This window comes from Bradyrhizobium cajani, assembly GCF_009759665.1.
GTDB classification, from domain to species: Bacteria; Pseudomonadota; Alphaproteobacteria; order Rhizobiales; family Xanthobacteraceae; genus Bradyrhizobium; species Bradyrhizobium cajani.
In genome coordinates, this window is sequence record NZ_WQNE01000056.1 from 25,844 (window position 1) to 35,850 (window position 10,007).

Genomic DNA, 10,007 nt, shown 5'->3' on the forward strand with positions numbered 1-10,007 from the left:
GGGCGCGCTTCGTTTGCTGTTACGCGACCATTACTCCGAGTACTTGAACTCGGGCATGTTCTTCAGCTCGTCCTTGCTGGCGTTGAACACGGCATGGTCCGGATACCATTTCGACGCGGACGACGTCGTGGTCGCAGCCTTGTCGGTTCCGGTCGCCGCGCCGGTCGTCGTGGTTGAAGCCGGCCGGCCAGGCGGGTTGGTCTGGCTGGTGCTGGTATAGGCGACGGGCTCGTTGACGAACTTCAACTTGTCAAAGGGTACGGCGACCAGGTGCTCGCCCATGCCCAGGAAGCCGCCGACGCCGATCACGGCGATCTTGATGTTACCGCTCTTGTCCATCAAGAGGTCATTGATCGAGCCGATGTTCTCGTTGGCTTCGTTATAGACCTTGACGCCCGACATTTTCGACCCACGCCACTGGTCGGACGCGCTCGTGGTCGTCGCGGTGGCCGCGGTCGGCGCCTTGTCGGTGGTGGCAGCCGGCGGTTGCTGCGCAAACGCAGCGGTTGCAAGCAGCGCGGTAGCGGCGAGGCCGGCCGCGATAGATTTCGTCAGCATGTTGTCCTCTCCTTCACGTAAACTCGTGCGGAGAAAACAGCGCTGAACACATGCAGTTCCTTGCGCGCGGCAATTTCGTCGCGCGATGCGCGAGTACAGGAACGCCGTGAGGCTTGTTCCTAAGTCACCCAGGAACATTTTGCGGCGCACGGTTCCCCGCCGACGATCATGCGCCCTGGGTGAAGCACGATCGCGGCGAGGAACGCGCCGACCCGCGTCGCTCAGGTCAGCTCTTGTAGTCGATCAGAAGCGCGGAGAAACCCGAGCCGCTCGACGAGCTCGTCGCGCCGCCATTGGCGCCGTAGGACGACGCCGACGATTGCGACTGCTGGAGCGCCTGGAGGAATTGCTTGAGGATTTCGGCCGTGGTCTGGCCGCTCGACGTGCTGCTGGTCGAGTCCGTCGATGACGAATCCGAAGAGCTGTCGTCCGGCGACGGATCGGCCGGGGGCCCGCCGGCACCGTTGGCGAAGGCGGACTGAAACACGTTCTTCAGTTCTTCGGCCTGCTCCGAGGTCAGCGTGCCGTTCGACACCTCGTTGGAGATGAGGTCGTCGATCTTCGACTGCATGTCGTCCTTCGAGGGACGCGTGCCGCCCGACTGGTCGCTCGACCGGCTCTGCTGGAGCGCGGTGTCGATGTCGGTCAGCGCCGTCGAAAGCGCGGACTGGTCCGACGACGAGATCGTGCCGGCGGAAACTTGCGATTGCAATTCCTGCTGTAGCCGCTGGAGCGGCGACTGGTGGTTGCCGGCGGAGGCCGCCGAAATCGAGGTCATGATGGCTCCGTGGATTTTGCGGGGTTTCGTCGCGGACCACGCCACGGTATGGTTAACGGCCTTAACGAGACCTTGCCGCTCCACTGCCGGGGTATTGCCTTTTGTTGCGAGCAGGCCGGCGGAAACAATCTGAAACAAAAATCTTCGCCATTTGGCCCGAATCTTGGACAAACAAAGCGTATGGCCACTCCCAATCCCAACATCCTGGTCGTCGAGGACGACCGCGAAACGCGGACGCTGATTGCGAAGTACCTGCGCAACAATGCCTGCAACGTCACCGCCGTGAGCGACGGTCGCGAGATGTCGCGCGCCATGGCCGATCATCGCGTCGACCTGATCATCCTCGACGTCATGCTGCCCGGCGAGGATGGCCTCAGCCTGTGCCGCAAGGTGCGCTCGGAGGCGCAGACGCCGATCATCATGCTGACCGCGCGCGGCGAGGACGTCGACCGCATCGTCGGCCTCGAGATGGGCGCGGACGACTATCTGCCGAAACCGTTCAACCCGCGCGAGCTGCTCGCCCGTATCAATGCGGTGCTGCGCCGCCAGGCGGCAGCTCAGGCGGCGAGCTCGATCGAGGGCGCCTCCACGCTCGCTTTCGAGGGCTGGCGCATCGACCTGCGTCTGCGCGAATTGCGCAATCCGGAAGGCGCGCGCGTCGCGGTGACCAGCGCCGAGTTCGATCTGCTGCGCACGTTCTGCGAGCGGCCCGGCCGCGTGCTGTCGCGCGACAGCCTGCTCGACCTCACGCAGGGGCGCAACACCGGCTCGTTCGAGCGCTCCATCGACGTGCTGGTCAGCCGCATCCGCCGCAAGATCGAACCCAATCCGGCCGATCCCACCATCATCAAGACGGTGCGCTCCGGCGGCTATTTGTTCACCCCGAGGACGGAAGCGGTCGCGACGCCCCTGAGCAGCTGAAGGGGGGCGCCGGTGATGAAGCCGTTCGGGTTCTTCCACCTCAAGGGGATCGGCGGGCAGATCGCCGCGCTGGTGCTGGCTTCGACCGTCGCGCTCCATCTCGTCGTCACCGCCGCCTTCCTGATCAGCCGGCCGGACCGCCCGGACGCGCCGCTGGACGGCGCCCATCAATTGACCGATGCCGCGCTGCTGCTCGGCGCGGCCGACCCCAGCGAGCGGCCGCGCCTCGTCGCCGACCTTTCGCGCGCCTTCCCCAGGCTCGGCATCGAGATGCTCGCGCCCGGGTCGGCGGTCGAAGCAGGCGACGGCGCCCAGCTGTACGGGATGCGCCGCCATCTCGGGCGCGGCTACAAGGTGATGCAGCTCGCCCCGGAGGGCGGCGCGCGCCGCGTCGGCGTCGAATTGCCCGACGGCAGCATGATCGCCGGCCGCGTCGATGGCGGCCCGCGGCCGTGGTTCTGGGGCGCACCGTGGCTGGTGACGCTGATGACCGCCTTCATCTCAATCACCGTGCTCGGCCTGTGGGCGGCGCGTGCGCTCGCCGCGCCGCTGTCGTCCTTCGCCAAGGCCGCGGAGAATTTCAGCCTGGACGGCGCCGCCGAGCCGCTGCCCGAGCGCGGCCCGGAGGAGATCCGCTCGGTCGCGCGCGCGCTCAACCGCATGCATGAGCGGATCGCCGGGCTGATGTCGGACCGCACCAGGATGCTGGCCGCGATCAGCCATGATCTGCGCACGCCGATCACGCGCTTGCGGCTGCGCGCCGAGTTCATCGAGGACGAAGGCAACCGCAAGCGCATGCTGATCGATCTCGACCAGATGCGCTCGATGCTGGAATCCGTCCTGTCGCTGCTGCGCAACGACCGCAAGATCGAGGCGGTGACGCTGGTCGACATCGCCAGCACGCTCCAGCTCATCGCCGACCAGTTCGGCGACATGGGCCATGTCGTGCACTATGAGGGCCCGGTGTCGGCAACCGCCGCCGCGCGGCCCGACGACCTGCATCGCGGCATCACCAACCTCGTCGAGAACGCGGTGCGTTTCGGCGCCGAGGTCACGATCCGTCTCGACATGTCGGGCACCAAGCTCGTCATCGACGTCGAGGACGACGGCCCCGGCATTTCGGACGCGCGCAAGCAGGAGATGCTGGAGCCGTTCGTGCGCGGCGACGACGCCCGCACCATGGACGATTCCACCGGCTTCGGGCTTGGCCTGTCGATTGCGCGCGCGATCGCGCTCGCCCATGGCGGCGAGCTGTCGCTGCACGACCGCGCGCCGCACGGGTTGATCGTGCGGATGCAATTGCCGGTGTGGCAGCAGCCGCGGCTGGCGGCTTAAGGCATGATCCGGACCCGCAGGGCCGCGTTCGCGCCAAGCGTGCAGCGGTTTTCCTCGCGACAAACGCGGGGACGCGTTTGCGCGGAGATCATGCCAGTTTAAGACAATGCCTCAGGCGGCGAGCGGCGGATGCTCGATCGCGCGCTGATCGAAGATCGCAACCGCTTCGAAGCGATAGCCGCAGGCCTGGCACTTCCAGAGATAGGAAACGCGGCCTTCGCCCGGCTCGATCCAGTCAGGGAACGGGATCGGTGTCCCACATTGTGCACACGGGTTCTGCGTGGGGATGTCGCCGATGTCAGCTCGGGTCATGGACGTCCTCCCGAATGCTTGGTTTTGAGTCGCGATTTTTGGGCGAATGTACGAACGGACAGACCTGCTGTCGCGTAAGGCACCCCGCCAACTCGAAATTTAACCGATGTTTGAGTCGTAAAAACGACGGCCCGGCGAAAATCGCCGGTGGCGGCGTTTCGCCACATCATCGCCGTGTTCCCACGGCCTAACGCGCACGGGTGCAGGTCCGTTCTGCCGAGGAATATTTCGATGAAAATTTTGCGTGTTGCCCTGCTCGCCGCGGCGAGCCTGATGATGGCGCAGGCGGCGAACGCCGGCGAAGCCGAATACGCCGAGATGGTCGCAACGCATGCGCGCGCCAACGGCGTACCGGAGGCGCTGGTGCACCGCGTCATCATGCGCGAGAGCCGCTACCAGCCTGGCCTCGTCGGCCGTGGCGGCACCATCGGGCTGATGCAGATCAAGCTCGCGACGGCCCGCGGGGTCGGCTACACCGGCGATGCCGCCGGCCTGCGCGATCCCAACACCAATCTCACCTACGCGGTCAAATACCTCGCCGGCGCCTATCGCGCCGCCAATGGCGATCACGCGCGAGCCGTGCGTTATTTCGCTGGCGGCTATTACTAAGTTGCAAAGCGGCAGCGGCAGGAGGCCGTGCAGGTCGCCAATATGAGCGAGACCTGGCTCGAGCCGAACGGCAACCCGCAGCCGATGTTCGGCACCGTGCCGCACCGGAAGCTCGCCCAGCGCTTCCGCAACGCGCGGGCGCAGGTTCCCAGCCACTAGTCTCCGTCATGGCCGGGCTTGACCCGGCCATCCACGTCTTTTCCATTGCATCCAGGAACGTGGATGCCCGGGACAAGCCCGGGCATGACGGGTGGCTAACGCGTTGACACTGGCTCCCACTGGCATACATTAGACCCGTTCCGAGGGGTGCTCCGAGGAGGAGCTGAGATACCGCTAAATGGGTCAGAAGGCCCAGGACCGCGGTGACCCTTTGAACCTGATCCGGGTCATGCCGGCGAAGGGACAGGGATGTACCAGACCACCAAGCGACCGGATTCACCGGTATCCATCATCGGCGCAGGCATCGCTGGCGCCTGGCAGGCACTTTTGTTCGCGCAGGCCGGCCACGCCGTGACGCTACACGAGCGCGGTGACGCCGCCATGACCGACGCCACCAGCCACTGGGCCGGCGGCATGCTGGCGCCCTATTGCGAGGCGGAGGTCGCCGAACCCATCATCAGCCGCCTCGGCGAGCGCTCGCTGCATATCTGGCGGCGTGAATTGCCGGATACGCCGTTCAACGGCTCGCTCGTCGTCGCCCATCCGCGCGAACGCAACGATTTCGAGCGTTTTGCCCGCATGACCGAGGGCCATGAGCGGCTCGACGCCGCCGGCCTCGCCGCGCTGGAGCCATCGCTGGAAGGCCGCTTCCGCGATGCGCTGTTCTTCCCCGGTGAGGGCCATGTCGAGCCGCGCCGCGTGCTGCCCAAGCTGCACGAGCGCATCCGCGCCGCCGGCGGCACCATCAAGTTCTCCAGCGACGTCTCGGCCGCCGATCTCGCAAACCTTGATCCAAAAGGCATCGTGATCGACTGCCGCGGCCTCGGCGCGCGCGAGGAGCAGCCGGAACTGCGCGGCGTCAAGGGCGAGATGATCCTGATCGAGACCGGCGAGGTGCAACTGGCGCGTCCGGTGCGCCTGATCCATCCGCGCTGGCCGCTCTACGTGATCCCGCGCGAGGACGGCCTGTTCATGCTCGGCGCGACCTCGATCGAGGCCGAGGACACCGGCGTCAGCGTGCGCTCGGCGCTGGAGCTCTTGGGGGCCGCCTACACCGTCCATCCCGCCTTCGGCGAGGCCCGCATCGTCGAATTCGGCTCGGGCCTGCGTCCCGCCTACCCCGACAATCTGCCGCGCATCGGCATTCGCGACGGCAAGATCAGCGTCAACGGCCTCTACCGCCACGGCTTCCTGATCGCTCCGGCACTCGCCGAGCTGACGCTCGCCTATGTCCAGCGCGGCCAGATCGACAATGAGGTGATGCAATGCGGGTGATCGTGCAATGCGTTTGATCATCAACGGCGAGCAACGCGATGTGAACTCGGCCAGCGTCGACGCGCTGCTCGCCGAGCTCGACTACGAGGGTACCCATTTCGCCATCGCGCTGAACTACGACGTCGTGCCGAAGAGCCGCTGGGGCGAGACCAGCCTCAAGGCCGGCGACGAGATCGAGATCATCACGCCGCGGCAGGGAGGGTGAGGTGATGAACGAAGCTATCGCCTTCCTTCGCCTCTCCCCGCGCGCGGGGAGAGGCCGGAATTTGCAAAGCAAATTCCGGGTGAGGGGGACTCTCCGCGAGTCCAGCTCTCACCGTCCCCGCGGAGGCTCCCCCTCACCCCAACCCTCTCCCCGCAAGCGGGGCGAGGGAGTCGACCGAATTTGAGGAAACACCATCATGGTGACCTTCTACGGCAAGACCTTCGCCTCCCGCCTGCTGATCGGCAGCGCGCTCTATCCCTCGCCTGCGATCATGCAGTCCGCGATCCGCGCCTCCGGCTCGAACATCGTCACGGTGTCGCTGCGGCGCGAATCCGCCGGCGGCAAGAGCGGCGACGCATTCTGGAAACTGATCCGCGAGCTCGACGTCACCGTGCTGCCGAACACCGCCGGCTGCCGCAGCGTGCGCGAGGCGGTGACGACGGCGAAGCTCGCGCGCGAGCTGTTCGCTACCAACTGGATCAAGCTCGAAGTCATCGCCGACAACGACACGCTCCAGCCCGACGTCGTCGGCCTGGTCGAGGCCGCCACCATCCTGATCAAGGACGGCTTCGAGGTGTTTCCCTACTGCACCGAGGATCTCTCGGTCGCCAACCGCCTGGTCGAAGCGGGGTGCAAGGTGGTGATGCCGTGGGCCGCGCCCATCGGCTCGGCCCGGGGCATCACCAATCGTGACGCCCTGAAGCTGCTGCGCGAGCGCCTGCCCGACATCACGCTGGTGGTCGACGCCGGCTTAGGGGCGCCCAGCCACGCCGCCCACGCGCTCGAGCTCGGCTATGACGCCGTGCTGCTCAACACCGCCATCGCCAAGGCCGCCGATCCCGTCGCGATGGCCAATGCCTTCCGCCTCGGCGTCGAGGCCGGCCGCACCGCTTATGAAGCCGGGCTGATGGACGCCCGCGACTTCGCCTCCCCTTCCACCCCTGTCGTTGGGACCCCGTTCTGGCATGCCGTATCCTGATCGTTTCTATCCTGTCGTCGACAGCCTCAAATGGGTCGAGCGGCTCACCAAACTCGGCGTCGGCACCATCCAGCTGCGCGCCAAGGACCTCAACGACGCCGAGGCGCTCCAGATCGTCACCGACGCGCTGGCGATCACCAAGGACACGCAGGCCAAGCTGGTCGTGAACGACTACTGGCGCGCCGCGATCGTCGCCGGCGCGAAATATCTGCATCTCGGCCAGGAGGACCTCGCCGACGCCGACCTCAAGGCGATCCGCGAAGCCGGCCTTTTCCTCGGCATCTCCACCCATGACGACGACGAGCTCGCGACCGCGCTCGAAGCCAAACCCGACTACGTCGCGCTCGGCCCGATCTTCTTCACCACGCTCAAATCGATGCGCTTCGAGCCGCAGGGCGTCCCGAAGATCACCGAATGGAAGCAGCGCATCGGCTCGATTCCGCTCGTCGCCATCGGCGGCATCAAATTCGAGCACGCCGCGGAGATTTTTGCCGCAGGCGCGGATTCCATCGCGGTGGTGTCCGACGTCACGCAGAACGCCGACCCGGATGCCCGCGTGCGGCAATGGCTCGGCCAATCGACGGAGGCTGCGTGATGCCCACACTCTCTCCACACCGTCATTGCGAGGAGCACTTGCGACGAAGCAATCCAGACTCCCACCGCAGAGAGATTCTGGATTGCTTCGCTGCGCTCGCAATGACGGCGCAAATAATCACCAGCGTCGTTTCGGCGCACGCACAGCAGAATTAAACCGGAGGATCCCATGAACATCCGCTCCAACCCCGACAAGACCGTGCCCGCCGTCACCACCGGTCCCCTTCCCTCCTCGCGGAAGATCTTCGCCTCCCCCGACGCCGCGCCCGACCTGCGCGTGCCCTTGCGCGAGATCATCCTCTCCGAAGGCGCCGGCGAGCCGAACCTGCCGGTCTACGACACCTCCGGCCCCTACACCGACCCGAGTGTGACCATCGACGTCAACGCGGGCCTTGCGAGGAGCCGCAAGCAATGGGTGCTGGAGCGCGGCGGTGTCGAGGAATATGAGGGACGCCAGATCAAGCCGGAGGACAACGGCAGCGTCTCGGCCGACAAGGCGGCGCGTGCGTTCAGCGCCTATCACAAGCCGCTGCGCGGCCTCGACGGCCACAAGATCACCCAGCTCGAATTCGCCCGCGCCGGCATCATCACCAAGGAGATGATCTACGTCGCCGCGCGCGAAAATCTCGGCCGCAAGCAGCAGTTGGAACGCGCGGAAGCCGCGCTTGCCGACGGCGAGAGCTTTGGTGCTGCGGTGCCCGCCTTCATCACCCCGGAGTTCGTCCGCGACGAGATCGCGCGCGGCCGCGCCATCATCCCCTCCAACATCAACCACTCCGAGCTCGAGCCGATGATCATCGGCCGCAACTTCCTCACCAAGATCAACGCCAATATCGGCAACTCGGCGGTGACGTCGTCGGTCGAGGAGGAGGTCGAGAAGATGGTGTGGGCGATCCGCTGGGGCGCCGACACCGTGATGGACCTCTCCACCGGCCGCAACATCCACACCACCCGCGAATGGATTCTGCGCAACTCGCCGGTGCCGATCGGCACCGTGCCGATCTACCAGGCGCTGGAGAAGTGCAACGGCGATCCGGTGCAGCTGACCTGGGAGCTCTACAAGGACACCCTGATCGAGCAGTGCGAGCAGGGCGTCGACTACTTCACCATCCACGCCGGCGTGCGCCTGCAATACATCCACCTCACCGCCAACCGCGTCACCGGCATCGTCTCGCGCGGCGGCTCGATCATGGCGAAGTGGTGCCTGGCGCATCACAAGGAGAGCTTCCTCTACACGCATTTCGACGAGATCTGCGACCTCATGCGCAAGTATGACGTCTCGTTCTCGCTCGGCGACGGCCTGCGTCCCGGCTCGATTGCCGACGCCAACGACCGCGCCCAGTTCGCGGAGCTGGAGACGCTCGGCGAGTTGACAAAAATCGCGTGGGACAAGGGCTGCCAGGTCATGATCGAAGGCCCCGGCCACGTGCCGATGCACAAGATCAAGATCAACATGGACAAGCAGCTCAAGGAGTGCGGCGAGGCGCCGTTCTACACGCTTGGACCGCTGACCACCGACATCGCGCCGGGCTACGACCACATCACCTCGGGCATCGGCGCCGCCATGATCGGCTGGTTCGGCTGCGCCATGCTCTGCTACGTCACGCCGAAGGAGCATCTCGGCCTCCCCGATCGCAACGACGTCAAGACCGGCGTCATCACCTACAAGATCGCCGCCCACGCCTCCGATCTCGCCAAGGGCCACCCCGCCGCGCAACTGCGCGACGACGCCCTCTCGCGTGCCCGTTTCGAATTCCGCTGGACCGACCAGTTCAACCTCGGCCTCGATCCGGACACCGCGAAGAGCTTCCACGACGAGACCCTGCCGAAGGAAGCCCACAAGGTCGCGCATTTCTGCTCGATGTGCGGACCGAAGTTCTGCTCGATGAAGATCACCCAGGACGTGCGGGACTACGCCGCGACGCTGAACGATCCGAACTCGGTGGGGATGTCGATACAGGGCACCGTCGAGGACGGCATGGCGAAGATGAGCGAGAAGTTCAAGGAGATGGGCTCAAGCGTGTATCTGGATGCGGAGAAGGTGAAGGAGAGTAATCGGGTGTTGTAGGGGCGCTGACTCTCCGTAGCTCACTGCAGGCAAGGCCGAGCTTCAACCCGGCCTTCTCTACTGGGGAAACGTAGCCCGGATGAGCGAAGCGACATCCGGGACTTACAGTTGTCCCGCATGTCGCTGACGCTCATGCGGGCTACAATGTCGGGGATGGTTGATTTGCCTGAAGCCGCCCTCCACCGCCTCCCCGACCAGCTCCGCCCCAACCTCC

Annotated in this window: 10 protein-coding genes, 1 pseudogene and 1 riboswitch; of the genes and pseudogenes, 8 read left to right on the forward strand and 3 right to left on the reverse strand. The window is 65.8% G+C overall.

The annotated features are described in order from the left end of the window. Positions 1–30: 30 nt before the first annotated feature. Together GPL20_RS36585 and GPL20_RS36590 are read right to left on the reverse strand one after the other, a co-directional pair. On the reverse strand, positions 31–558 hold the full coding sequence (locus GPL20_RS36585) for a PRC-barrel domain-containing protein (RefSeq protein ID WP_157337240.1): 528 nt from the start codon (positions 556–558) through the stop codon (positions 31–33). A gap of 226 nt (positions 559–784) precedes the next feature. Continuing rightward, complete coding sequence (locus tag GPL20_RS36590) at positions 785–1,336, reverse strand: hypothetical protein (protein WP_167533361.1); 552 nt, start codon at positions 1,334–1,336, stop codon at positions 785–787. Between the two features lie 180 nt (positions 1,337–1,516). Here GPL20_RS36590 and GPL20_RS36595 point away from each other — a divergent pair, with 180 nt between their 5' ends. Next, positions 1,517–2,257 carry a response regulator gene (locus GPL20_RS36595; protein ID WP_157337241.1) on the forward strand — a complete coding sequence of 247 codons (741 nt, stop codon included), beginning with the start codon at positions 1,517–1,519 and terminating at the stop codon, positions 2,255–2,257. 15 nt (positions 2,258–2,272) lie between these two features. Further along, on the forward strand, positions 2,273–3,592 hold the full coding sequence (locus GPL20_RS36600) for an ATP-binding protein (RefSeq protein WP_157337269.1): 1,320 nt from the start codon (positions 2,273–2,275) through the stop codon (positions 3,590–3,592). 111 nt (positions 3,593–3,703) lie between these two features. Here the strand turns inward: GPL20_RS36600 and GPL20_RS36605 are convergent, their stop codons facing one another. Next, on the reverse strand, positions 3,704–3,904 hold the full coding sequence (locus tag GPL20_RS36605; protein ID WP_157337242.1) for a hypothetical protein: 201 nt from the start codon (positions 3,902–3,904) through the stop codon (positions 3,704–3,706). 231 nt (positions 3,905–4,135) lie between these two features. Here GPL20_RS36605 and GPL20_RS36610 point away from each other — a divergent pair. The 6 genes and pseudogenes from GPL20_RS36610 (at position 4,136) to thiC (ending at position 9,793) form a co-directional block, all read left to right on the forward strand. Further along, a pseudogene (locus GPL20_RS36610) lies at positions 4,136–4,672 on the forward strand (transglycosylase SLT domain-containing protein). A 133-nt stretch (positions 4,673–4,805) separates the two neighbouring features. After that, positions 4,806–4,934, forward strand: a riboswitch (TPP riboswitch). Then, complete coding sequence (locus GPL20_RS36615; RefSeq protein WP_157337250.1) at positions 4,922–5,947, forward strand: FAD-dependent oxidoreductase; 1,026 nt, start codon at positions 4,922–4,924, stop codon at positions 5,945–5,947. (Overlaps the previous riboswitch by 13 nt.) A 7-nt stretch (positions 5,948–5,954) precedes the next feature. After that, positions 5,955–6,152 (forward strand): sulfur carrier protein ThiS, encoded by a 198-nt coding sequence (thiS, locus tag GPL20_RS36620; protein WP_157337253.1) that lies wholly within the window; start codon positions 5,955–5,957, stop codon positions 6,150–6,152. Between the two features lie 196 nt (positions 6,153–6,348). Continuing rightward, positions 6,349–7,131 carry a thiazole synthase gene (locus GPL20_RS36625; protein WP_157337256.1) on the forward strand — a complete coding sequence of 261 codons (783 nt, stop codon included), beginning with the start codon at positions 6,349–6,351 and terminating at the stop codon, positions 7,129–7,131. After that, the gene (locus tag GPL20_RS36630; protein ID WP_157337258.1) at positions 7,118–7,726 is read left to right on the forward strand and encodes a thiamine phosphate synthase; all 609 of its coding nucleotides are present in this window, start codon (positions 7,118–7,120) and stop codon (positions 7,724–7,726) included. Before GPL20_RS36625 ends, GPL20_RS36630 begins: the two co-directional genes overlap by 14 nt. Before the next feature lie 168 nt (positions 7,727–7,894). Further along, positions 7,895–9,793: a phosphomethylpyrimidine synthase ThiC gene (gene thiC / locus GPL20_RS36640; protein WP_157337262.1), complete on the forward strand. Its 1,899-nt coding sequence runs from the start codon at positions 7,895–7,897 to the stop codon at positions 9,791–9,793. Positions 9,794–10,007: the final 214 nt, after the last annotated feature.

Coding starts and splice junctions, on each gene's coding strand:
- thiC (WP_157337262.1), top strand. CDS start 7,895: ATGAACATCCGCTCCAACCCCGACAAGACCGTGCCCGCCGTCACCACC.
- GPL20_RS36615 (WP_157337250.1), top strand. CDS start 4,922: ATGTACCAGACCACCAAGCGACCGGATTCACCGGTATCCATCATCGGC.
- GPL20_RS36605 (WP_157337242.1), bottom strand. CDS start 3,904: ATGACCCGAGCTGACATCGGCGACATCCCCACGCAGAACCCGTGTGCA.
- GPL20_RS36585 (WP_157337240.1), bottom strand. CDS start 558: ATGCTGACGAAATCTATCGCGGCCGGCCTCGCCGCTACCGCGCTGCTT.
- GPL20_RS36625 (WP_157337256.1), top strand. CDS start 6,349: ATGGTGACCTTCTACGGCAAGACCTTCGCCTCCCGCCTGCTGATCGGC.
- GPL20_RS36595 (WP_157337241.1), top strand. CDS start 1,517: ATGGCCACTCCCAATCCCAACATCCTGGTCGTCGAGGACGACCGCGAA.
- GPL20_RS36630 (WP_157337258.1), top strand. CDS start 7,118: ATGCCGTATCCTGATCGTTTCTATCCTGTCGTCGACAGCCTCAAATGG.
- GPL20_RS36590 (WP_167533361.1), bottom strand. CDS start 1,336: ATGACCTCGATTTCGGCGGCCTCCGCCGGCAACCACCAGTCGCCGCTC.
- GPL20_RS36600 (WP_157337269.1), top strand. CDS start 2,273: ATGAAGCCGTTCGGGTTCTTCCACCTCAAGGGGATCGGCGGGCAGATC.
- thiS (WP_157337253.1), top strand. CDS start 5,955: ATGCGTTTGATCATCAACGGCGAGCAACGCGATGTGAACTCGGCCAGC.